The following is a 23,652-nucleotide window of genomic DNA, read 5'->3' on the forward strand; positions in this document are numbered from 1 at the left end:
AATTAAATAAAGCCGATTAATATCAGTGGCTTACCCCTGTTTACATGCTCATAACATTTCATGGGTTTTGAGATGTAAGTCAAGTTTTGAGTCATAACATCAAAATATTTTGTATTTGTAATAATACTTTTTGATTTTGAGATGTAGGGTTTAATTAAAGCAAAACGTAAAGTTTAATTATCAAATAAGACATTATCTTATTAACACCATTGTTATTTAATTGCTTGTAAGGGATGGAACCATTAATGAAAAAACTTGCTTTAATTACAGGGTCAAAAGGCGGTATCGGATCAGCAATTTCCTCTAAATTAGTTGCAGACGGCTATCGTGTTATCGCGACTTATTTTACTGGAAACTACCAATGTGCATTGGATTGGTTTAACGAAAAACAATTCACCGAAGATCAAGTGAGATTGTTTGAATTAGATGTTACCAATACTGCGGAATGTGCGCTGAGCTTAAGCAAGTTGTTAGAAGAAGAAGGCACGGTGGATGTGTTGGTCAATAACGCAGGTATTACACGTGATAGCGTCTTTAAAAAGATGGATGCCGAAGCGTGGAAAGAGGTTATCGAAACGAATTTAAACAGTTTGTTCAACGTGACTCAACCTCTGTTCGCTCCTATGTGTGAAAAGGGTAACTGTCGAGTCATCAATATATCTTCAGTAAATGGTCTTAAAGGTCAATTCGGACAAACCAACTACTCCGCGGCTAAAGCGGGAATGATTGGTTTCTCTAAAGCCTTGGCTGCAGAAGGCGCTCGTAGCGGCGTAACAGTGAACGTGATTGCCCCTGGCTACACTGCAACACCTATGGTTGAGCAAATGAAGCCTGAAGTACTGGATTCAATCAAGAATCAAATCCCAATGAAACGCTTGGCTACACCTGTTGAGATTGCAGATGCAGTGGGCTTTTTAGCGAGTGATTCAGGTGCTTACATTACAGGCGAGACTCTGTCTGTGAATGGCGGCTTGTACATGCACTAATTGGCGAAACTGAAGGGATTGGAATGATGGAAAAAGTATTTATTGTTGCGGCTAAGCGCACTCCTATTGGTGCATTTACCGGGTCGCTAAAAAACGTATCTGCGGGCGAACTGGCTGGTGTTGCGATCAAAGGTGCACTTGAGTCTGTCGCTCTTTCGTTAGATGCGATTGATGAAGTGATCGTCGGCAACGTGATTTCGGCAGGTCAAGGCATGGGGGTTGCTCGTCAGGCTTCCATCTATGCAGGGCTTCCTGAAGAAACACCAGCATACGGTGTGAACATGATTTGCGGAAGCGGCATGAAATCAGTGATGGACGCAGCGGCGCACATCAAAGCACAAGATGCTGAAGTGGTTATTGCTGCTGGCGTTGAAGTGATGTCACAAATTCCTTTTGTGGTACCAGCGAGCGTTCGTAATGGTCACAAAATGGGTGACATCTCGATGAAAGACTTACTGGTTGGTGATGGCTTAACCGATGCGTTTAATCACTACCACATGGGCATGACCGCTGAAAATATTGCGAACACGTTGAATATTTCGCGCCTAGCTCAAGATAACTATGCCTTAGAGAGCCAACAAAAAGCCGTTGCTGCGATTGAGGCGGGTAAATTTAACGAGCAAATCGTGCCTGTAGAAGTTAAGCAGCGCAGACAAACCGTCACTTTTGATACCGATGAGTATCCGAAGTCAGACGCGACATTCGAAGGTCTGCAAAAGCTTCGTCCAGCTTTTGACCGTGAAGGGTCTGTCACGGCGGGTAATGCTTCGGGCATCAATGATGGTGCGAGTGCAATTATCTTAGCCTCAGAGAGTGCAGTAGCGAAATACGGACTGACACCACTGGTAGAGCTAACGAGCTACGCACAGTCTGGATTAGATCCAAAGATTATGGGTTTAGGCCCAGTAGAAGCCGTTTCTAAAACGCTTGATAAGGCGAATCTCACTCTAGAAGAAGTAGATTTGTTTGAATTGAATGAAGCGTTTGCAGCACAAGCTCTTGGCGTAATGTATCAATTGTCAGAGCAGCATGACTTACCGCTTGATGAGTTCAAGCCAAAGGTCAATGTGAATGGTGGTGCAATCGCACTTGGCCATCCTTTAGGTGCGTCAGGCAATCGAATTATTGTTTCACTCATCCATGAAATGCTTGAACAGAAAACGACTTATGGCGTTGCTTCACTCTGTGTGGGTGGAGGAATGGGAACCGCTGTTTTGCTAAAAGGTATTGAAGGTTAGAGCCTGATATATCGGTAGCAAGCTTAAATATCGGATCAGCTTTTCAAAGCATCGTGAGTTAATCGATGAGCGTTGGCTGAAACGATAGTGACACAAATTTATTAAACTATGTATTCATCAGGAGTTACTTATGTACACGGATATTTTCAAAACAATTACTGACCAAACTGAAAAGCAATTTGAACCGTACTTAAAGTTCAACAAGTTGGTTGCAAAGAACGTTCAAACGATGACTGAACTGCAAATGAATGCAATGCAGACTTACACGAACATGGGTCTTGCACAAATGAAAGCAGTGACTGAAATCAAAGACGTGACTAGCCTAACGGCGTTCAACAGCCAGCAACTAGCAGCGCTAACTCAACTGTCTCAACAGATGATGAGTGATAGCTCAAAAATGCAAGCTGCTGCAAAAGAGTTTAAAGAAGATGTTGAAACACTAACAACTGAAAACTTGAAAACAGTTACACCTGCATAAATTTAATCGCCATCGAGTTAGCGCAGTGTTTACTGTGAGGCTCGGTGGCGATTTTCCGATTATTGGAGTCATGTTATGTTTCAACACTTCTTTTCGGACTACCTTGTTAAACTTCAACAAACGAACCAGCAATGGTGGGAAAGCTTTGAACAAAACAAGGAAGCCGCGCAATCTCCCCTAAACCAAGCGATGCAAGAATTGAACTTTGATGATGCATCAAAAATCTTCGAGCAAGCCGCCAACCAACCCGCCGTTCTGCTTCAGTTACAATCTCAATGGTGGGAACAGCAACTTAAGATCTGGCAGAATGCCGCGCTGATGGGCAACACCGAGAGTGTTATCTCAGAAGACCGCAGCGACAAGCGCTTTATTGATGAAGCGTGGAAAAACGACCCGTTCTACAGCTTTATCAAACAATCCTATTTGTTGTTCAGTAAAAGCTATATCGACACCATCAACTCGATCGAAGGTATTGACGAAAAAACCAAAGAGCGAGTGGCGTTCTTTTCTCGTCAGGCAATCAATGCACTTTCTCCAAGTAACTTTATTGCAACGAATCCAGAGTTGATGAAACTGACGCTTGAGCGAAATGGTGAAAACCTTCTCGATGGGTTAGAGCAGTTACAAGCAGACGTTGAAGCGAGTGCTGATATCCTCAAGATCCGCATGACCAACAATAACGCCTTCCGATTGGGTGTGGATGTTGCGAATACCGAGGGTGATGTTGTCTTTCAAAACGAGCTGTTTGAACTCATTCAATACTATCCAAAGACACCGCAGGTCAATGCGACGCCTTTGCTGATTGTTCCGCCGTTTATCAACAAGTACTACATTCTCGACCTTCGTGAGAAGAACTCGATGGTACGCTGGTTGCTTGAGCAAGGGCACAGCGTGTTCATGATGTCTTGGCGTAATCCGGGCGAGGCGCAGAAAGATCAAGAATTCGGTGACTATGTCACGGAAGGCGTGGTTAAAGCGGTTGCTTCGATTGAAGACATTACTGGTAAAGAGCAGATCAACGCCGCGGGTTACTGTATCGGTGGTACGGTACTGGCCTCTACGGTGGCTTACTATGCTGCGAAGCGTATGAAGAAACGCATTAAAACCGCGACGTTCTTTACCACCTTGTTGGATTTCTCGCAGCCGGGTGAGGTGGGCGCGTATATCAATGAGACAATCATCAACGCGATTGAGAAGCAGAACGATGGCAAAGGCTATATGGATGGTCGCTCGTTGAGTGTGACGTTCAGTTTGCTTCGTGAAAACAGCCTGTACTGGAACTACTACATTGATAACTACCTCAAAGGCAGCAGCCCGATGGAGTTTGATCTTCTGTACTGGAACAGTGACAGCACAAACGTAGCTGCTAAGTGCCATAACTTCTTGCTGCGTTCGCTTTACCTTGAGAACAAACTGGTTCAAGACAAAGGCGTGAAAGTGGGCGGTGTTTGGATTGATCTGAATAAGATCAAAATACCAAGCTACTTCATTTCAGCTAAAGAAGACCATATTGCCTTGTGGCAGGGGACGTACCGTGGTGCTTTGAATACCGGTGGCAACAAGACGTTCGTACTGGGCGAGTCTGGTCATATCGCGGGTATTGTTAACCATCCAGACAAGAAGAAGTACGGGTTCTGGCTGAATGACAACCTAGACGACTCGGCGGATGAGTGGCTAACTAATGCGACTCATAATGAGGGGTCTTGGTGGACACACTGGAATCAGTGGCTCCAAGGTTTTGAAACTGACGAAAAAATCGAACCTTTCAATCAAGGCTCAGAGCTTAACCCAGTGATAGGCAAAGCGCCAGGCAACTATGTAAAACAGGTGCTGCCGATTGTCGATCAAGAGCAGGTTGATAAAGAGACCGTAGAGAAAGAAGCGCCAGAAAACGAAGCTTAGGGCGTTAAGTCACATTCAAAAATAAAGATACACAACGTCAGATAATAAAAAAGCCACTGAATTCAGTGGCTTTTTAGTATCAACTCATCCCAAAGATAATTGGCCTAAGTTGAAGCAATTTCGATTTCTAATCGACTTCTTTGTCTTTAGTCATAGATAAAAGCCAAAGAGATACGGCTGCAACACCTGCAAAGCCACCAAGAATGATAACTGGCATAGCGCTGTAACCTAGGATGTGCCAAATTACGCTTTCTAAAGTACTCATTCAATCGCTCCTTATTGCCAGCCTTCAACGCCGTGCATGTCTGGTAGTTTGTGTGCAATACCTTTGTGACAGTCTACACACGTTTTTTCACCAGAAGCTAGCGCAGTCGAGTGTTGTTTCGCACTACGAGGGCTCTGCTCTGAGAAGTCCATGTAATCGAACTGGTGACAGTTACGACACTCAAGTGAATCGTTCTTTTTCAATCGAGCCCATTCGCGTTCCGCTAGGTGAGCACGACGTGCTTTGAACTTTTCTTCAGTATTGATGGTTTTCGCAATAAAGTGTGCGTATAGCTCTTTAGATGCTTGAACCTTACGAACAATTTTATCAGTCCATTCATGAGGTACGTGACAGTCTGAACAGATAGCACGAACACCAGAACGGTTAGAGTAGTGAATTGTCTCTTGGATTTCAGCAACGATAGGTGCGTGACAGCCAGAACAGAATTCTTCTGTGTTGGTTGCCTCCATACCCGTGTTGAATGCACCCCAGAACAAAAGACCACCCGAGAAACCCAAGAACAAAACAACGCCTACGGCTGCTTTACTTGGTGTCGCGAGTCTTTTCCAAAACGCTTTAAGTAATTTTATCATATATAGCCTCTCTTACAGTCCGGCTACGATTAACGCAGTGAATCTACAGGTTTGAACTCGTTCTCAACTAGTGGCTTAGCATTAGCTTGAGGTACGTGACACTGTAGACAGAAGTAACGACGAGGTGATACGTCTGCAAGTACCGCATCTTCACGGTTCATGTAGTGAGTTACACTCACTTTAGTAGCACCCATTTCTTTTGCGTTTTTCCAGCTGTGGCAAGAAAGACACTTGTTAGCGTTAAGAGAAACTTCATAGCTACGAATAGTATGAGGCACTAGAGGTGGTTGGTATACGTAGTCACTCTCAAGTACTTGGTCACGAGGGAACTTTTTGAAGTCATCTGCTGCGCGAGTTGCTTCAAGTTCACTTGCACCACGTAGAGATTCTACGCCACCAATGCCGCCTGGGTTATCCAGTTCAGCTTCAGCTTGAACTGCACCAGCTAGCAAAAGACCAGCTGATAGTAGGGCAGTAATCAGTTTTTTCATGGTTAATTTCTCCGCCTAAAGGCTAATTCTTTGAGTGGACTACTTCTTTCAAAAAGTAACGAAAAAAGTAGTCGCAATATTAAATACGTTAGATCTTGTATCTAGGTTCGAAAAGCGCTTGGCTCTTAAGAAACCTTAGTGATCTTAACTGGACACTTCTTGTAATCCGTCTGTTTAGACAGAGGATCCGTTGCATCCAAGATCAACTTGTTGATCAGAATTCTTGCATCAAAGAATGGTACGAATACCAAGCCTTGTGGTGGACGGTTACGACCACGAGTTTCAACACGAACGCGTACTTCACCACGTTTGTTTTCGATAAGAACTTCATCACCACGGCGAAGACCACGAGCTTTAGCATCAGCAGGGTGGATGTAACAAAGTGCATCCGGTACTGCTTTGTAAAGTTCTGGTACACGACGAGTCATAGTACCTGTGTGCCAGTGCTCAAGAACACGACCTGTACATAGCCACATATCGTATTCATCGTTTGGTACTTCAGGTGGCGCTTCGTATGGTGCATTGATGATCAGTGCTTTACCATCTGGTTTGCCGTAGAAGTCCCAATCAGAACCTTTCTTAGCGTATGGATCTGAACCTTCTTTAAAGCGCCATAGTGTCTCTTTACCGTCAACAACAGGCCAACGTAGACCACGAACTTGGTGGTAGCGATCGTATGGTGCTAAATCATGACCGTGGCCGCGACCAAAGGCTGCGTATTCTTCGAATAGACCTTTTTGAACGTAGAAACCTTGAGCTTGTGCATCGTCGTTAAGCTCTTGAGCTTCAGATAGTGGGAATGCATCAACGTTACCGTTTTTGTAAAGCACGTCGTACATGGTTTTGCCGCGGTACTCAGGCATTTTCGCAACCAGTTCTTCACCCCAAACTTCTTCAATAGTGAAGCGCTTAGAGAATTCCATGATTTGCCATAGGTCAGACTTAGCTTCACCTACGGTTTTCACTTGTTGGTACCATGCTTGTGTACGACGCTCTGCGTTACCGTAAGCACCTTCTTTTTCGATCCACATTGCTGTTGGAAGGATAAGGTCAGCCGCTTGAGCTGTTGCCGTTGGGTACGGGTCAGAACATACAATGAAGTTATCTGGGTTACGGTAACCTGGCAGACGTTCAGTGTTGATGTTTGGACCAGCTTGCATGTTGTTGTTACACATTACCCAGTAAGCGTTGATCTTACCGTCTTTAAGCATACGGTCTTGAACAACAGCGTGAGCACCTGGTTTAGCAGGGATAGTGCCTTCTGGAAGTTTCCAGATGTCTTCTGCAATCTTACGGTGTTTAGGGTTAGCAACAACCATATCGGCAGGTAGACGGTGAGAGAACGTACCAACTTCACGAGCTGTACCACACGCAGATGGTTGGCCAGTTAGTGAGAATGGGCTGTTACCTGGAGTAGAAATCTTACCTGTTAGAAGGTGGATGTTGTACACAAGGCTGTTCATCCATACGCCACGAGTATGTTGGTTCATACCCATAGTCCAAAGTGACATTACTTTGATGTTTGGATCGGCATATTGCTTAGCCAACTTGATAAGGTCATCTTGAGATACACCTGACATTTCAGACGCTTTCTCAACTGTGTACTCAGCAACAGACGCTTTGTAGTCTTCGAAAGAGATAGCAGTCATTTCACCTGAGTTAGGGTTTGCTGCTGCTTTCTGTAGAGGGTCGTCGTCACGAAGGCCGTAACCGATGTCTGTCGTTGCTTGCTTGAAGTTCGTGTGTTTGTTCACGAAGTCCCAGTTAACTGCATCGTTTTGAATGATGTAGTTAGCAATGAAGTTAGCAATTGCTAGATCTGATTGAGGTTCGAAGATGTAACCCGTGTCTGCAAGCTCGAAAGAACGGTGGTAGTAAGTAGACAGTACGTTTACTTTAACGTGTGGGTGGCTTAGACGACGGTCTGTAATACGAGTCCATAGTACTGGGTGCATTTCTGCCATGTTTGAACCCCACAGTACGAATGCGTCTGCGTGTTCAAAGTCATCGTAACAACCCATTGGCTCATCGATACCGAAAGTTCGCATGAATGCGCCTACCGCTGAAGCCATACAGTGACGAGCGTTTGGATCGATGTTGTTAGAACGGAAACCCGCTTTCATCATCTTAACGGCTGCGTAGCCTTCCATTACTGTCCACTGGCCTGAACCGAACATACCAACACCTGTTGGACCGTTCTTCTTCAGTGAAGCTTTCCATTTCTCAGCCATTACGTCGAACGCTTTGTCCCAAGATACCGGTGCGAAATCACCATCTTTATGGAACTCACCGTCTTTCATACGAAGTAGAGGAGTCTCAAGACGGTCTTTACCGTACATAATTTTTGAAAGGAAGTAGCCTTTGATACAGTTAAGGCCTTTGTTTACCGGTGCTTCTGGGTCGCCTTGAGTCGCAACCACTTTACCGTTTTGAGTACCTACCAGTACTGAACAGCCCGTACCACAAAAACGACAAGGCGCTTTATCCCACGTGATTTTTGTTTGATCAGAGCTAGCAATCAGGTTGGTTGCTGTTGCTGGTAGAGTTACACCTGCAACGGCTGCCGCTGATGCAGCTGCGTTTGCTTTCACAAACGCACGTCTTGTCATTTTCATACTTCACCCTCAAGTTGAGAATTGTTGCTTCCAGTTTCTAAATCCGTTTCGTCCAGTCCAGTTTCGATTTGGTGATAAACCAAAGCTGTCCCTAAAACGTTCGTAATATTATTAATTTCTTCGATGGTATCCGTTACAAAACCTTGGTTTTCGGTTTCTAGGACCACTATGATTTTGCCTTCAGGGCTACTGCCGTAAATCTCTGCATTATCGAACTGTTCGATTTGTGCTTTGATCTCGTCTAGATGCTCTGGGCTCACATGCACGACTAAACTTGATATATGCACTTCATTTAGTGCCATAAATTGCTCTCGTTATTTTTGTTTTATGCATTACTCACAAGAATAGCTGAAGTAGGGCAAACTGCTACGCAGGCTCCACAACCGCTACACTCATCTAACTTGATTTTTGGTAGAGCAACACTGCCTGCTCTAAGTTGAAATTGAATGGCCATAGGTTCACACATGTCACCACAGCTTCGGCATTCAACATTTTGTTGCGCTAAACACTTATCAGAGATATGTGCTTTTGCTTGCCAAGGCTCTCCTTGCTTTGGCTTAAAAATGGGTTCAGGACAAACATCTGCACATTGATAGCAGAACGTACACTCATCAATAGAGAAATCGACAGTGGGAAAACCACCATCGCCTACAATGATTATCTTAGTCTCACAACTTTCGATGCATTTACCGCAGCGAGTACAGTCATCTGTAAAGCTTTCTAGGCTGTTAATCCAAGGCAAACGAATCTGGCTTGAGTCAACTTTTCGTCTCGAAAAAAGACTGCGTTTTGATAGATCTACCACTAGATACCTATAGATGTTGCTAAGATGTTGTAATTGTAGGTCATTATTCTATTAATATCTTGTAATGAGTCCTCATAAGTAGTGTAGTTTTAGAAACAATTGTATAAATACCCCCTAAGGGCTAATTGGGGGCATATATTGTCTTAGATCAATAAATTACGGAGCGAGTGATCACATATTGAATGGAGCTATGATTTTTGATGTGTGACAATACGATATCGCTGGCAAGTCATTTATCAATAGGAAGGCACTTTTGCTTATAAAACCGGTTTCATCTGTAACAAGTACGATAGCAAAATCTTTGCTCTCTATACTGCTGTTGTCGGTTGCTACGACTGGCTTTGCCATCTTTACTTTGGCTTCAAGTTTGAATGATGCGGAAGCGGTTAACGTGGCCGGTTCAATGCGAATGCAAAGCTACCGTTTAGCCCATGATATTCAAATAGAATCCGTCGATTACGAATCCCATATTCGTGAATTCGAAAGTTCTCTTTACTCGCCATCGATGACCAATTTAGTCAGTTGGAATGTTCCGACAGACATCACAGAAGATTACTATTTAATTATCGGCCGTTGGCATGAGCTGAAACAGGTCTTGAATAGCGAAGAGCGCGATCACTATCTCGTGTTGGTTGAAAACTTCGTGGCTGAAATCGATGGCTTCGTTTATAAGCTGCAAGAGTTCTCTGAAGACAAGTTAATAAAGTTAGCGTGGGCTGGTGGTATCGGCCTTGGTGGAATTCTGGTCATATCTCTTTTTGTTGTTCACTTTGTACGTAAACAAGTTGTTAAGCCACTCCATGCGCTCGTTGGTGCCAGTCAGCGGATCAAAAACAGCGACTTTGAGGTAGAGTTAAAAGTCACTAATAACAATGAACTCGGCATTCTGACTAAGACGTTTAACTCGATGGCCAAAGATTTGGGGGTGCTCTATCGAAACCTTGAGTCTGTTGTCGACGCTAAGACGGTCGAGTTGCAAAACGCCAACCAATCTTTGCAGGCGCTTTATCACTCTTCACAAGAACTTACGGTTACACGTATCGCCCCTGAAAACTTCCGAGCTATTCTGCAGCACCTCGTCAGTCTCGAAGGGATAGAATCGTTAAGGCTTGAGATTGCCGATAGTTCGGGTCGTTCGTTGATTATGGACGAAGGGTATGATTCGAACTTGGATTATGAAAAGTTTGAAATGAAGTTGGATGATAACGAACTTATCTTGGGCTATTTATATTGTTCATATCATCATGGTCATTCAACCAAGACGCTGATTGAGAGCTTTATCCAACTGTTATCACGAGCGATCTATTATAATCGCGCGCAGAAGAAAGCAGAACAGCTTATTATAATGGAAGAACGTGCAACGATTGCGCGTGAACTTCACGATTCATTGGCTCAATCACTGTCATATTTGAAAATCCAAGTAACGTTGTTGAAGCGCGTGATTGGCAAATTGCCAGAGCAACAACACCGAGAGCAGTCGGAACAAATAGCGTCGGAAATCGGCAACGGTTTAGCGGATGCCTATACTCAACTACGAGAGTTGCTCACAACCTTTAGGTTGACCATAAAAGAGGGCAACTTCGGAGATGCTTTAAGCACCATGCTTGAAGAGCTCAGTGAAAGAACAGATGCAAAGATTAACCTCACCAATAATCTTTCATCCATAGAGCTTGATGCACACAGTCAAGTTCACTTGCTTCAATTGATTCGTGAAGCAACAATAAACGCAATAAAACACGCCAATGCCGACTTGATAGATGTATGCTGTATCGATGAGGAAGGTGAAGTATTAGTCGTGATTAAAGATAATGGAGATGGCTTTGACTCAAGTAGTTCCAAGACGAACCACTACGGGATGAGCATTATGCAGGAGCGTGCGGCAAGACTGAATGGCGACTTAACGATTGAAGCGGCTCAAGGTGAAGGCTGTACAGTCATATTGAAATATAAAAGTTTGAAGGAAGTTAAAGTTGACGATTTGTAAAGTAATGCTGGTTGATGATCATCCATTGATGCGCAGAGGTATAAGCCAATTACTGAGCTTTGAAGATGAATTCGAAGTGATTGCAGAAGCAAGTAACGGTACTGAAGCAGTCGCTCTTGCCCATGAAGAAGAACCTGATTTGATCCTATTGGATCTTAATATGAAAGGCATGTCTGGACTTGATACGCTGAAAGCACTTCGTACTGATGGCTCAAGCGCTAATATCGTTATTCTAACGGTTTCTGATAGTCCTGCAGACATTGAAGCGATTGTAAAAGCGGGCGCTGATGGCTACTTGTTGAAAGACACAGAACCCGATGAGTTAATTGAACTTCTTAAGCAAGCACACAGCGGTGACAAGGCTTACAGCAGTGTGGTTGCTCGTTACCTAAATGATGCTGGTAGCCGCAATGATATCTTCGACCAACTGACTGAACGCGAAATGCAGATCCTTCAAGAAGTCGCGAAAGGTTACCGTAATAAGCAGATCGCTGATCACCTGTTTATTTCTGAATCGACAGTTAAGGTACATATGAAGAGTCTACTGAAAAAGCTACAAGTGCCTTCCCGTACCGCTGCCACGGTTCTGTATCTAGAACGCTATGGTGAAATGAAGTAGGGCTTGGTCCTTTGAGATAACACTATTTCAAGCCTTACTGTTTATACATGTCTCGATAGTTTTAACGATGTTGAGAAAATGATATTAAAAAAAGGCGCTGAACTTATTAGGTTCAGCGCCTTTTTGTTTACGCATTTTATATCAGTATTGGTGTTCGTTTGTTCTTCGTTCTTTGAGATTAGAAACTTAAGGCTTACGCTGCCATTGGAACCAATACAAGCGTGCCGAAGATAACGGTAATAAGACCACAGATTACCGGTACAGAAGTACGTTTTACGACTTCAAATGGGCTGATTTTACCCATACCAGATGTCGCTACAATTACACCAGATACTGGTGAAATAGTACGGCCTAAGTTAGATGCTTGAAGCATTGGGATGATTAAGAATGCTGGGTTCAAGCCCATTTTCGCCGCTAATGATGGAGCCAGTTCTACGAATGCATAGAAAGGCGCGTTACCAGAACCTGTTGCGATAGCTGCAGCAACCGTTAGACCCGTCAGGATAAGCATCAATGCGATACCGCCTGCGCCTGCCGATTCAGCAAGACCAATTAAGTTATCAATCGCACCAATAGACATTAGACCTTGAGCAAATACGCCTGCCGCAACCAACAGCATTACCACGCCTTTAAACGCGTCAGCCATACCTTGGTAGCAAGAATCTAGGTCTTCTAGTGTTTTCTCGCCGTCAAACTTCTTAACAACGTAATCAATAACTGCACCCACGAAGATAGAACCTACCACAATGGTATAGATATCAAGTGAAAGCCCAGGGATAGTGCGTCCGTTGAATAGAAAAACGCCGATGATAGGTAAGAATGGAAGTGCAGCGTAGAAAGCCGGTGCGGTCGTTTCAATTTCAGAAACGTCTACTTTCTCCATTGGTGTGTTTTCTTTCTTATCTAGGTATTTGTTCCAGAAGAAAGCCGCACCCGCCATTACGATGATTGCACAGATAGAAACAGGTAGTACCGTTTGAACAGCAAACACATCAAGGGACATGCCTGACTTTTCTGCCGCGATAACCACATCACCAGAGGTTGGTGAAAGAATGATGGCTGCAGGTGATGCACAAACTGCAACTGCCGCTGGGCGAGAAATACCCATTGCCGTCATCATTGGGAATAGGGTTGCCATCAATAGCACACCAAGACCCGTTGCAGAACTTACTGCTAGAGACATCAGACACGCTACGATGTAAGCCGCAACAAGAAGTACATAGGGAGATTTGATCGCAGCAAGTGGTTTAGAGAACTGCTTCACTACCACGTTGTTAGCGCCAATGTGCGTCATGTAAGAAGCAAAACCACAAAGAAGCATGATTTGCATGCCTAGGCCGCCCCCGCGGTATTGAAGCATGTACTTAACAAATTCTAGTGAGTCGGTAACCATGTTACCTGTTGAAGCGATTTTAGCTGGTAAGACTGTGTGACCAATAAGGCCGGTGATAAGAAGTAGGGCAAGGCCAGCAGTTAGTAATACACCCGCCGCTTTATAGCCTTTTACAATAAAGTAACCAACAGCAATAGTAATCACTAATCCGATCAAGAGCTCTAACATAGAAATCTCCACAAAGTTTAAAAAATATAAGAAAGTGTTTCAGAATATGACAATGAATGTACAGAAAACTGCACTGTGGCACGAGGCATAGTTGAGGTTGATATGATCTAAGACAAACATTTTTTTCGATGTTAATTGTGGTTGTAAATCGTGATTAACTACTGTTGTTTAGATGTTAATAAACAAATTTTGTGGCTCGTTAGAATATAACTTGGATCACCTTTGATTGTTCTAGTTGCATATGGAGGTGTTGTTTTATAAATCGTGAGTGTTTTTTGTACTTTGGAAGGAGAAGTGTAACGAAGTGGGTATTTATCGGAGTAAAGAGGTGGGAATCTTAGCTTTTAAGCTTACTTACATTTAAAGATTACTTATGTTTAACGCCTACTTACTTCCCATAAGTAAGCGCTAAAACACAAGCTGGTACTAAAATATAATTAGGTTTAAAAATAGCGAGCGAGTTTAGTTTATATCAACGTCAGGAGTGGCATTTGAATACGTTGGCAACTCAGAACAGATAACCTTCTTACAAAAATGAATCATCCCATAGCGAGTAATGAGTAAAAACTCTTCTCTATTCAATGGAATGTAAGGCATGGCGTCAGAAGATAGGGTAGACCCTTCACTTATCATCACCTTTTCGTAAAACGACAACTCGCGATTCGGGATGATTTGTTGGTGTTGGTTCTCATCCAGTGAGATGTCGTGTTGAGTGACAGAGTAAGAGCCCGACGACGTAAAACCGACTTGTTTAGTCGATACATACAATAAGTCATAACTGTCATTCTTCTTAAATTCGATGTTAATAGCAGACTGGTTATGAATCATATTATTGGACGGGTTAATAATCGACGCTGTATTGGCTAAATAATGCCCTTCTAGATGTGACTTGGGAATAAAGGTAGAAAGCCAGCCGACTAATACGCCAAGCAGTACCACAAAAATTGCTGTATTAGTTTTATTATTCACAAGTCACTCCTTTAAATCCGGCAGGGAAGCTCAGAGATTTTCCTGAATTATCGATGATGATTTTTCGTCCCTTATATTCATAAAGCGTTACGTTGAATAACTCATTAAATGTGAATTCATCGGATTCGATTTTACATGAGATAAAATGCTGACCCACGAGATCTTCGCCTAGGCTATTTCTATCTAAATAAGAAAACAAATAATGGGATAAACCTGCAGCCACTACAAATAATGCAACCAGTGCTAATAGACTGTTTGTTTTTTTCGTAGCGGCCGTTGTCTCGGTTGTTGAGCTTTCAGGCGCAGTGTTGGTTTCAGGTTGTGTCGTTTCTTGCTTTGGTTGCGATTGAATTTTACGCAGTGCGCGTTCTTTGTCTTGTGTCACTTGTCCTGCAAATCGGTAACCTTTACCGCGCTCAGTGACGATGATCATCCCACTCTTATCTTCTAACGCTTTTCGGCAAATCGAGATGGTTTGCATTAGGCTGCCATCTTCAACGTATATACCTTTAGACACCCACACCTGTTCAATAAGAACTTGGCGAGTGATCACCTCATTAGGTCTCGAGATAAAAAACTTAAGTAGCTCTGATTCATTAGAACCTATTGGGTAGGTACGGCCCGTCTTAAAGTGATGGATTTCACTCTCTTCTAAATTGACCTGTATATCATCATTGATAATAAATTCAGCAGACATCTGGGTTCTCATTGTTATAAGCGTTCTAACCTAAATATAACAAATCTTACAACAAACATAAACTTACTGATTTTATCGTCTTTGATGTTTAAGTGACTGAATTTATTTTGATTATTAGCCGAATTAGATTTCCTTATATACCTTTTTGAGGTTGTTTAATGCGGTTTCAGGTGCTTGCCGTTAGTAGCTATTGGATCATTAACGGGTGACGCTGATTTAGTGGGTGTGGGTTAATTGCTCAAATTTCTTACGTAGTTTTATCAACGTGTCATTCCAACTCTGTGTTGCCTTGCTCTCTACGAATAAAAAGTCGAGCTTACCTCCGACTCAATCGGCAACTCAAATAACGATAAATCGCATGACCACACCAGTTAAATGCGAAAGCTACGAAGGAGCTGTTTTGAAAGATTTCAATAAGCCATATATATGTGGACTGATTACGCTTGCCTTACTCGGCTGTCAGTCTGAAGACTCGACTCAAGATGCCGTTTCGGTATTGGTTCCCTACAACATTAATGAACTACCAAAACCAAACGATGGGTATGGGTATGACGACGATGGAACAATATCCGGTGTCGGTGAAGACGCTGCCGCAATGTCATCGACCAATGATGCTTATTATCAGGACTACAACAATTCATACGCAGCCCTAGACGGCTGGGGACTTTGTGCAGAACCGATTTTAATTCCGCTTCAAAGTGTGAATTCTGACAAACGTTATCCACTCAATAACGAAACCTTAGCCGGGAATGTTGTATTAATTGATGACCTAACAGGCGAAGAAGTTATCACTCAAATATCCGCTGATGGTTCCAATATTAAAATTCAATGTGAATCAGGCTTAGCTGAGAGTCGTACTTATTCGATTGTAGTAACGGATGGGGTAAAAACTGAATTTAATGAGCCTTTAAAAGCAGATGCCAGCTTTGACGAGTTGATTTATTCAGACGTTCCATTAAATAACGAAAAAGAAGAAGTTCTTCAAGAGCAAGTATTGAGCGCTATTGATTCATATTATGCGTTATATCCAGATAAAGGTATTCCTGTATATGCCGCGCAATTTAAAACTCAGAGTTCTTATTCGTCACTAGACGCAATGAGGAATAACCACGTCAAGTTTAATACTAGATTCTTAGATGGTTATGACACGGTTCGCGAGTTTAATGGGGATTACAATCAGTATTCTAAGAAGTTAAGAATACCATCTTATCTACCTTTTACTCAGGCTCGAGAATCCGAGTGCCTTGTTGATGAGTTTGATCCGAAAGAAAATTGTCCTCCTTTATATGAATGGATTACTAATCAAGAAGGTGGTTTCCCGACCGCAGCAATGCCAGAACCAAAGGTAATAGAATTTCTCGATATAACAGCTGACATCTATCTACCTAATTATGCTGATACGCCTAGGCCGAAAGATACCTCTATTGGGTTCCCGACTGCGATATTTATCCACGGTGTTACTGCAGAGCGCGGCACTGCTTCTTTGATGGCGGCCGAGTACACAAAAAAAGGCTATGCCGTTGTTGCTATCGATATGCCATATCACGGGGAAAGAATGCGCTATGACAATACCGATCCAGACGGTGTGGGACCAGAGAAAGGGGTAGAGATTAGTGCTAGAGCAGACAAGGCGTTCTTCATCAATATTGATTCCCCTTTAGCTCTGCGCTCTAACCTTCAGCAATCAGTGTCTGACTTTTTAGGTCTTCGTTATGCGCTAAGCCAAGAAGCTTGGGTGAAAAAAGATGATGTCCACTTAATTGGACAATCGTTGGGTGGAATCATGTCGGTGATGGTCAGTGAATTCAGTCAAGCGTCTCGAGAACTTACGGCTAACTCAGACTTTGTTTTCAATACTGTGAACTTTGTTGTTCCGGGGCAGGGGCTAACCAACTTGGTTTTGTCTTCTCAAACCTTAGGCCCTGAAATGTCTGAAGGTGTTAAGAAGTCTCCTGATGTTCAGCGTGGCATTGCTGAAACGGTGATACCTGATATCTGTACCGTAGAGGCAACAAATCAGCAGTGCATTGAAGCACTTAGAGAGTTTGTCGCACTTTCAACAGATAACGCTCTGCTTGTTAGTCAGTTAGAGAATGACATCTTTGATTTAGTTGTTACCGACCTTAAACAAGGGGTCCAAGCAACAGTTGATAGTGCTGACCCTGCGAGCTTTATCTCGAGACAAGTTGCTGCTGAGCAACCAACTCTTTTGTTAGCTGCCGTTGGAGATTGCGGGGAGACTTGTGACGTTGGTGTTGATTACGTCCCAGATAGCGTAATTCCGAATACCGCGCCAGATAACATTCGTACTGGTACTGAACCACTTATTACTGCGCTTGGCTTAGACCCAATTACAGGTACATCAGAAAATATTGATGAAAAGCGCGGAGCCGTGAGAACAACTACCGGCGGACATGGTACGTATTTGTTCCCCTATGAAGGTCCCGTTGATGAAAATGGCTTGCCGGGCACACCAGGTGAAAACATGTCAGACGTTCGTGAAGCTGTGGGAACTCAACAAATTGCCGTTGCTTCTATGGTAATGAGTGACGGCGCAGTAGTCGTCATTAATAACGAAGATCATATCGAAACAGAGGTGCCTCAAGATGAAGAATAAACTTTTATTGGGCACTGCCGCTGCTCTTGTTCCTTGCCTAACTAATGCGGCTGGATTTCAACTTAACGCGCAGTCAGCTACGGGGTTAGGTCGTGCATTTGCCGGTGATGCAGTGATGGCAGATAGCGCTGCGATTGTTGCTAAGAACAGTGCTGCGATGGCTTACATCGAGCAACCAACACTCTCTGTCGGCGCTATCTATATCGATAGTGGTATCGATGTCTCTAATGTGAGCTACACGCCGATGAAAGGGGATACAGAAACATTCGATGATCAATCACTAGATGCCGGAACATTAGTTCCGAACCTTCACTATGTTCATCCTATTCAAGGCTCTAAATTTACCTTAGGTGCCACCGTGCATTCTAACTTCGGTACCGATGTGGAGTTTGATGATTCGTTCGAAGCGGATGAGTTTGGTGGGAAAACAGCGTTATCGAGTATTAATGTAGGTTTTGCGGTTGCCTATGAGCTGTCTGAGAAAATCAATTTAGGTGCTGGGCTCGATGTCATCTACGGGGAAGGCGAAATTTACAGGAAAAACCTTCTAGATGTTGATGCTGATGGTTTTGGATTGGGTGCCAATGTAGGTGCTACTTACCAAGTTAATGAAAACAACAGGTTTGGTATTACTTATCGATATAGTCCGGATATAGAAGTTGAAGGGGATATTACGAAAGGCGGTGTCTCTGCCGACAAGATGAATGTACCTCTACCAGACACTCTAGAGTTTTCTGGTTGGCACCAGCTCAACGAACAGTGGGCTTTTCACTACAGCCTGCAGTGGGTGAACTGGTCTGAATTTGATTCGCTAACTTCTGACTCTTATGACGACTCAATTAAAGAGTATCAATGGAAAGACGCAGGGCATATTTCTGTCGGTGGTACGTACACCATGTCGAAAGACATCGTTCTACGAGCGGGTTACATGTACGACATTTCCCCAACTGACGAACTCACATCGTTATCAATTCCTGATGTTAACCGTCATTGGCTCACGGTCGGAGGAACATATAACTTCACGGCTGCCAGTTCTGTGGATATTGGTGTCGGATTTATCATCGGAGAATCACAAGATATTGACGAAAGCCTGACGACGATCCCAGGAACGAGTTCCAATATAACTGCTGATGTGACTGCCGATGCTCTCTTGCTCGGTGTTCAGTATCAGCATCGTTTTTAACTTTTACTTTGGAGTTCAGAACGTAAAAATTTAGGAATCATATAAAAATTGCAGGGCTCGACAGTGAGTTGAGCCCTTTTCTCATTATTAGCTGTTTTAGCATTATTTAAATAGCTGGAAGCTCATTAAGTAAGAAATAGCTGCTTAGAAAAACGTTTTAATTCAGACGAATTCAACGGTTATGGTTATTAAAAATGAAATTTACAAAGCTTAGTAAAACAATCTGTTTGGCACTGTTTGCCTTGCATATCTCTCCATCGTTTGCCCAAGACTCAAACTTGATTCCTGTGACTATCGAAAAAGCTCACAAACAAGCATTCACTTCTTCAATCAACGAGGTTGGCAAAATCAGGGCAACGGACTCTGCTGCATTGACATTTAGTGCCTCCGACAAAATTCTCAACATCCATTTCAAAGATGGAGATTCAGTTAAAAAAGGCGAACTGATCGCTCAACTGGACAATACCAAAGCAAAAGCCGATTTAGACAAAGCAAGAAGCTCCCTAGCGTTAGCAAAGTCGAAATTAAAGCGTGTACAAGAATTACTAAAGAAACAACCTGACTCTATGTCTCAACAAGATGTGGAAGAACTGGGCGAACAGGCGAATCTAGCCGCAGCTGATTTCCGTCAGAAAGAAGCGCTGATGAATGACTATTTATTGGTCGCGCCATTTGATGGGCAGCTAACTAACTTTACCCACTCAGTGGGCAGCAAGATTGATAGCGCTACCGCGTTGGTCAGTTTGATCAAGCTCGATCCTGTCGAAGTTCAGTATTCTATTGGCCAGTCGGATTTAGGAAATGCAAAGCTTGGGCAGAATGTTTCCATCCAAGTTGATGCATTTGTCGATGAAGCATTTTCTGGTGTGGTGGATTACATTGCGCCAGCGGTGGACGAAAGCTCAGGCCGCGTCGAAGTACACGCGCACGTGACTAACCCAGAGCATCGCTTAGTTCCGGGTATGTTTGCCAAAGTAAGTCAGATGACGAGCGAAGATTCAACGCAGATGGTGGTTTCTCAAAACTCCGTTCAAGCCAAAGATACAGAGCGTTTTGTTTGGGTCGTGAATGGTGAAAAAATCGAGCAACGCATTGTCGAATTAGGCGTGAATACTAACGATGGTTACGTTGTTGTAGAGAAAGGCTTGAAGCTTGGCGATAACGTCGTTGTGACGGGACAACAGAACCTTAAGAAAGCGTCGTTAGTTAAGGTCATGAACCCAAATGCTGAACAGAAAACCGTTGAGCTAATCACGGAATCGACAAGCAAAGAGAACGCGCAACAGACCGCTGAGCCAAAAGTAGAAAAGACCGTAACACAGGTGGATGAACCACATCCGATTGAACCTTCGGTTGATTGGACGGAAGCATCGAAAGGTGTAGATGAAGCGATCAATGAATACAGCGAGCAAGCAGAGACTAGCGCGACTGTTGAGGATTCATCGAACGAAGCTCAAAGCAAGGAAGCTCACAGTAAGGAAACATTAAACAAGGAAGCTGTAACGAAGGAGAACCTGAATGAAGCTTCCTGAGATTTGTATCAAGCACCCTGTGTTTGCGTCTGTTTTGAGCATCACCATTGTTTTACTTGGGCTTTTGTCGTTTCAAAAGCTATCAATCCAATACTTTCCAGAACATAAAACACCGTCAGCAACGGTAACGGCTGCGATCAATGGCGCTAGTGCTGAGTTCATGTCGCGCAATGTGGCAGATAAGCTTATTACCGCTGCAACAGGCCTCGACAGCGTGAAAACCATGACGACGGACTGTCAGGAAGGCACGTGTAATCTAAAAATCATCTTTGAAGATGACATTAATGACGTCGAATACACCAGTTTGATGAACAACCTGCGTAGCAGCGTCGAAGCGATTGGTGATTTCCCGCCGAGTATGACGGATAAGCCAACGGTAACGGATGACTCTTCTGACACCAGTATGCCGAGTAACATCATCACGTTTGTGAATACTGGCAAGATGTCTAAGCAAGACATGTACGACTACATTAGCCAACAAGTCGTGCCTCAATTTAAGCACATCCAAGGTGTGGGTGGCATTTGGGGGCCGTATGGTGGCAGCGAGAAGGCGGTGCGTGTTTGGTTGCAACCGGATCGCATGATGGCGCTCAATATGAGTGCATCCGATGTAGTTGGAACATTAAGCTCATACAACGCAACGTTTACCGCAGGTACCATCAAGGGGCAGGTGCGAGATTTCTCCATCAACCCAGTAAACCAAGTAACCAGCGTTGATGATGTGCGAGACTTGGTGGTTCGTGTTGATAACGGCAAGATCATTCGTATAGGTGATATTGCTGAAGTCAAAATGGGTGAGGAGAGCCTTACGCCGAGTATTCTTCGTGTTGATGACAACCTAGCAATGTCGATTCAGGTGTTGCCACTGAAAAGTGAAAACCCAGTCACAGTTGCGAATAAAGTTAAGAAGCAAATTGATGTGATTCAGCCTCAGTTGCCAGAAGGCATTGAGATGAAGATGGTCTACAACCAAGCTGATTTCATTAAAACCGCAATTGATGAAGGCTTCATGACTTTAGTTGAAGCGATAGTTTTGGTTTCAGCGGTTGTGGTTCTGTTCCTTGGCTCTTTTCGAGTTGCTTCAATTCCGATCATCACCATCCCGGTGTGTGTGATAGGCGTATTTGCCGTCATGCATTTACTTGGGTTTAGCATCAACGTACTGACGATTCTCGCTATCATTCTCGCCATTGGTTTGGTGGTTGATGACGCGATTGTTGTGGCTGAAAACTGTTACCGTCATATCGAAGAGGGTGAAACCCCGTTCAATGCTGCAATTAAAGGGTGTCGAGAGATCGTCTTCCCAGTGATTGCGATGACGCTGACTTTGGCGGTTGTTTACTTACCAATTGGCTTGATGGCTGGCTTAACCGCAGATCTATTCAGGCAGTTCGCGTTCACACTTGCAGCAGCTGTGATCATCTCTGGATTTGTGGCGTTAACACTCTCACCAATGATGAGTGCTTACTTGATGAAGCCAGTATCAACCCCGGCCAAGTGGTATCAAAAGGTTGATGCGAAACTGAATGTGTTATCGGATTTATACACCAAAGAGTTAGGCAAATGGTTTGATCGCAAGGCTCTGATGAGTGGTATTGCTTTAGTGCTGATCGGTTTGTCGGCCTTAGCGGTTTGGAAAATGCCTCAAGTGTTGCTTCCAACCGAAGATACCGGTTTTGTTGAGGTGACGTCTACACCACCAACAGGTGTTGGCCGTCAGTATCATCTGGATAACAACGAGCAACTTAACAGTGTGTTCAAAGGTGATAGTTCAGTAGAAGCGAACCTATCTTACATTGAAGGTACACCGACCAATCACGTTCTTTTGAAACCTTGGGGTGAACGTGACCAGTCAGCGGATGAATTGGTAAACGAATTTATCGCTAAGGCACAAAATTCAGTCTCTGCCTACGGCATGTCTTTCAAGGTTCGCTCAGCAGATAACTTGAACATCGCTACCAACATGATCCTTGAACTGACGACGGTTAACCGTGATACCACTGTGCTGTCTGAAACCGCGAACGAAGTCGTTAAGGCGCTTGAGGATTACGAGGGTGTGACCAACATTAAGAACTCGATGTTGCGTGACCAGTTACGTTATGACTTATCGATTGACCGCAATGCGATTGTATTGTCTGGTGTTGATTACGGTAACGTAACCAATGCGTTATCGACGTTCCTTGGTTCTGTTAAAGCCGCAGATTTGCAAGCGGACGACGGATATACATACCCAATTCAAGTTCAAGTGAACCGAAGTGACCTTGGTGATTTCAAGGTGCTCGATAAGCTGTATGTGGATTCACAGTCGGGTCAAAGGCTTCCTTTGTCTCAGTTTGTATCAATCAAACAAGTGACATCGGAATCTAACTTCAAGACGTTCATGGGTAAAGACAGCGCTGAAATCACCGCGGACTTGATGCCCGGATATACGGCGAGCAACGTGAAGGCATACATTGATGACACGGTACCAAGCCTGTTGAAACCTGCTCAGAGCTACGAGTTCAATGGTATTGTAAAAGACTTAGTTGATTCAAAAGCGGGCGCACAAGTGTTGTTCGTATTAGCGTTGATTTTCATCTTCTTGATATTGGCCGCGCAGTTTGAAAGCTTTGTCGACCCAATGATTATCTTGCTGACGGTTCCATTGTGTATCGTGGGTGCGATTTTGACGCTGTCGGTATTTGGTCAAAGTCTCAATATTTATTCGAAGATCGGGCTACTGACATTGGTTGGCCTAGTGACCAAACACGGTATTTTGCTGGTGGAGTTTGCCAACGAGAAACGTAAATCTGGCATGAGTGCAAAAGAAGCGGCGATCAGCAGTGCACGTTCAAGGCTGCGTCCAATCTTGATGACCTCACTGACGATGATCCTCGGTTCATTGCCATTGGCATTGGCGGATGGCCCGGGTTCCTTAGGTCGAATCAATATTGGTTTGGTGTTAGTCGGCGGTTTGACAGCCGGAACCTTCTTCTCACTGTTCTTAGTGCCAGTGGCTTACGTTGGCATGGCGAATCTAAAACAGATGGATATATTGACTCGATTGAGAACGAAACCCGCATAACTCGCCATGTAGATTGACCAGTCAATTGAAGTGAAAACTAAAATGCGCCAACC

At 43.8% G+C, this 23,652-nt stretch carries 19 protein-coding genes; 10 read left to right on the forward strand and 9 right to left on the reverse strand.

Features of this window, described 5'->3' with window-relative positions:
• Positions 1-245: 245 nt before the first annotated feature.
• The 4 genes from AB6E85_RS08645 (at position 246) to phaC (ending at position 4,604) form a co-directional block, all read left to right on the forward strand.
• Positions 246-986, forward strand: coding sequence for an SDR family oxidoreductase (locus AB6E85_RS08645; RefSeq protein ID WP_048606360.1), 741 nt, complete (start codon positions 246-248; stop codon positions 984-986).
• A gap of 26 nt (positions 987-1,012) precedes the next feature.
• A complete protein-coding gene (locus tag AB6E85_RS08650) occupies positions 1,013-2,224 on the forward strand; it encodes an acetyl-CoA C-acetyltransferase (protein ID WP_048606361.1) in 1,212 nt (403 codons plus the stop codon).
• A gap of 130 nt (positions 2,225-2,354) precedes the next feature.
• Entirely contained in the window at positions 2,355-2,702 is a 348-nt protein-coding gene (locus AB6E85_RS08655; protein ID WP_017062616.1) for a phasin family protein, read from the forward strand.
• Positions 2,703-2,777: 75 nt separating this feature from the next.
• Entirely contained in the window at positions 2,778-4,604 is a 1,827-nt protein-coding gene (gene phaC, locus AB6E85_RS08660; RefSeq protein WP_372142266.1) for a class I poly(R)-hydroxyalkanoic acid synthase, read from the forward strand.
• Between the two features lie 127 nt (positions 4,605-4,731).
• Here phaC and AB6E85_RS08665 read toward each other — a convergent pair whose 3' ends face one another.
• The 6 genes from AB6E85_RS08665 to napF form a co-directional block, all read right to left on the reverse strand.
• Positions 4,732-4,869 (reverse strand): TIGR02808 family protein, encoded by a 138-nt coding sequence (locus AB6E85_RS08665; RefSeq protein WP_065675419.1) that lies wholly within the window; start codon positions 4,867-4,869, stop codon positions 4,732-4,734.
• Positions 4,870-4,880: 11 nt separating this feature from the next.
• Entirely contained in the window at positions 4,881-5,462 is a 582-nt protein-coding gene (locus tag AB6E85_RS08670) for a NapC/NirT family cytochrome c (protein ID WP_009845456.1), read from the reverse strand.
• Between the two features lie 29 nt (positions 5,463-5,491).
• The gene (locus AB6E85_RS08675) at positions 5,492-5,953 is read right to left on the reverse strand and encodes a nitrate reductase cytochrome c-type subunit (RefSeq protein ID WP_017062614.1); all 462 of its coding nucleotides are present in this window, start codon (positions 5,951-5,953) and stop codon (positions 5,492-5,494) included.
• Positions 5,954-6,078: 125 nt separating this feature from the next.
• Positions 6,079-8,568 (reverse strand): periplasmic nitrate reductase subunit alpha, encoded by a 2,490-nt coding sequence (gene napA / locus AB6E85_RS08680; protein WP_172378946.1) that lies wholly within the window; start codon positions 8,566-8,568, stop codon positions 6,079-6,081.
• The gene (locus AB6E85_RS08685; protein ID WP_019824440.1) at positions 8,565-8,870 is read right to left on the reverse strand and encodes a chaperone NapD; all 306 of its coding nucleotides are present in this window, start codon (positions 8,868-8,870) and stop codon (positions 8,565-8,567) included. Before AB6E85_RS08685 ends, napA begins: the two co-directional genes overlap by 4 nt.
• A 23-nt stretch (positions 8,871-8,893) precedes the next feature.
• Entirely contained in the window at positions 8,894-9,373 is a 480-nt protein-coding gene (gene napF, locus AB6E85_RS08690) for a ferredoxin-type protein NapF (protein WP_372142269.1), read from the reverse strand.
• A gap of 253 nt (positions 9,374-9,626) precedes the next feature.
• On the opposite strand from napF, the gene narQ reads away from it, so the two are divergent.
• Together narQ and AB6E85_RS08700 are read left to right on the forward strand one after the other, a co-directional pair.
• Positions 9,627-11,357, forward strand: coding sequence for a nitrate/nitrite two-component system sensor histidine kinase NarQ (gene narQ / locus AB6E85_RS08695; RefSeq protein WP_048613535.1), 1,731 nt, complete (start codon positions 9,627-9,629; stop codon positions 11,355-11,357).
• Positions 11,344-11,976 (forward strand): response regulator, encoded by a 633-nt coding sequence (locus AB6E85_RS08700; protein ID WP_008219279.1) that lies wholly within the window; start codon positions 11,344-11,346, stop codon positions 11,974-11,976. Before narQ ends, AB6E85_RS08700 begins: the two co-directional genes overlap by 14 nt.
• Before the next feature lie 193 nt (positions 11,977-12,169).
• On the opposite strand, the gene dcuC is transcribed toward AB6E85_RS08700, so the two are convergent.
• The 3 genes from dcuC to AB6E85_RS08715 all read right to left on the reverse strand — a co-directional run bounded on the left by dcuC (position 12,170) and on the right by AB6E85_RS08715 (position 15,203).
• Positions 12,170-13,537, reverse strand: a complete 1,368-nt coding sequence (gene dcuC, locus AB6E85_RS08705) for an anaerobic C4-dicarboxylate transporter DcuC (RefSeq protein ID WP_029405584.1) — start codon at positions 13,535-13,537, stop codon at positions 12,170-12,172.
• Positions 13,538-13,999: 462 nt separating this feature from the next.
• Positions 14,000-14,506 carry a hypothetical protein gene (locus AB6E85_RS08710; protein WP_372142271.1) on the reverse strand — a complete coding sequence of 169 codons (507 nt, stop codon included), beginning with the start codon at positions 14,504-14,506 and terminating at the stop codon, positions 14,000-14,002.
• On the reverse strand, positions 14,499-15,203 hold the full coding sequence (locus AB6E85_RS08715) for a transcriptional regulator (RefSeq protein ID WP_372142273.1): 705 nt from the start codon (positions 15,201-15,203) through the stop codon (positions 14,499-14,501). Before AB6E85_RS08715 ends, AB6E85_RS08710 begins: the two co-directional genes overlap by 8 nt.
• A gap of 358 nt (positions 15,204-15,561) precedes the next feature.
• On the opposite strand from AB6E85_RS08715, the gene AB6E85_RS08720 reads away from it, so the two are divergent.
• From AB6E85_RS08720 to AB6E85_RS08735, 4 genes are all read left to right on the forward strand, one after another.
• Positions 15,562-17,820, forward strand: coding sequence for a lipase (locus AB6E85_RS08720; RefSeq protein WP_372142275.1), 2,259 nt, complete (start codon positions 15,562-15,564; stop codon positions 17,818-17,820).
• On the forward strand, positions 17,810-19,003 hold the full coding sequence (locus AB6E85_RS08725) for an outer membrane protein transport protein (RefSeq protein WP_372142277.1): 1,194 nt from the start codon (positions 17,810-17,812) through the stop codon (positions 19,001-19,003). Before AB6E85_RS08720 ends, AB6E85_RS08725 begins: the two co-directional genes overlap by 11 nt.
• 194 nt (positions 19,004-19,197) lie before the next feature.
• Positions 19,198-20,535, forward strand: a complete 1,338-nt coding sequence (locus AB6E85_RS08730) for an efflux RND transporter periplasmic adaptor subunit (RefSeq protein WP_372142278.1) — start codon at positions 19,198-19,200, stop codon at positions 20,533-20,535.
• Positions 20,522-23,599, forward strand: coding sequence for an efflux RND transporter permease subunit (locus AB6E85_RS08735; protein WP_372142280.1), 3,078 nt, complete (start codon positions 20,522-20,524; stop codon positions 23,597-23,599). Before AB6E85_RS08730 ends, AB6E85_RS08735 begins: the two co-directional genes overlap by 14 nt.
• Positions 23,600-23,652 lie beyond the last annotated feature (53 nt).

Source organism: Vibrio sp. 10N.247.311.51, from assembly GCF_041467855.1.
Lineage (GTDB): Bacteria > Pseudomonadota > Gammaproteobacteria > Enterobacterales > Vibrionaceae > Vibrio > Vibrio coralliirubri.

Excerpts from the sequence above, each read along its gene's own strand:
- phaC (WP_372142266.1), top strand. The coding sequence starts at position 2,778 with ATGTTTCAACACTTCTTTTCGGACTACCTTGTTAAACTTCAACAAACG.
- AB6E85_RS08665 (WP_065675419.1), bottom strand. The coding sequence starts at position 4,869 with ATGAGTACTTTAGAAAGCGTAATTTGGCACATCCTAGGTTACAGCGCT.
- AB6E85_RS08725 (WP_372142277.1), top strand. The coding sequence starts at position 17,810 with ATGAAGAATAAACTTTTATTGGGCACTGCCGCTGCTCTTGTTCCTTGC.
- AB6E85_RS08735 (WP_372142280.1), top strand. The coding sequence starts at position 20,522 with ATGAAGCTTCCTGAGATTTGTATCAAGCACCCTGTGTTTGCGTCTGTT.
- dcuC (WP_029405584.1), bottom strand. The coding sequence starts at position 13,537 with ATGTTAGAGCTCTTGATCGGATTAGTGATTACTATTGCTGTTGGTTAC.
- AB6E85_RS08715 (WP_372142273.1), bottom strand. The coding sequence starts at position 15,203 with ATGTCTGCTGAATTTATTATCAATGATGATATACAGGTCAATTTAGAA.
- AB6E85_RS08655 (WP_017062616.1), top strand. The coding sequence starts at position 2,355 with ATGTACACGGATATTTTCAAAACAATTACTGACCAAACTGAAAAGCAA.
- AB6E85_RS08650 (WP_048606361.1), top strand. The coding sequence starts at position 1,013 with ATGGAAAAAGTATTTATTGTTGCGGCTAAGCGCACTCCTATTGGTGCA.
- AB6E85_RS08645 (WP_048606360.1), top strand. The coding sequence starts at position 246 with ATGAAAAAACTTGCTTTAATTACAGGGTCAAAAGGCGGTATCGGATCA.
- AB6E85_RS08685 (WP_019824440.1), bottom strand. The coding sequence starts at position 8,870 with ATGGCACTAAATGAAGTGCATATATCAAGTTTAGTCGTGCATGTGAGC.
- AB6E85_RS08720 (WP_372142275.1), top strand. The coding sequence starts at position 15,562 with ATGACCACACCAGTTAAATGCGAAAGCTACGAAGGAGCTGTTTTGAAA.
- napA (WP_172378946.1), bottom strand. The coding sequence starts at position 8,568 with ATGAAAATGACAAGACGTGCGTTTGTGAAAGCAAACGCAGCTGCATCA.
- AB6E85_RS08670 (WP_009845456.1), bottom strand. The coding sequence starts at position 5,462 with ATGATAAAATTACTTAAAGCGTTTTGGAAAAGACTCGCGACACCAAGT.
- AB6E85_RS08730 (WP_372142278.1), top strand. The coding sequence starts at position 19,198 with ATGAAATTTACAAAGCTTAGTAAAACAATCTGTTTGGCACTGTTTGCC.
- AB6E85_RS08675 (WP_017062614.1), bottom strand. The coding sequence starts at position 5,953 with ATGAAAAAACTGATTACTGCCCTACTATCAGCTGGTCTTTTGCTAGCT.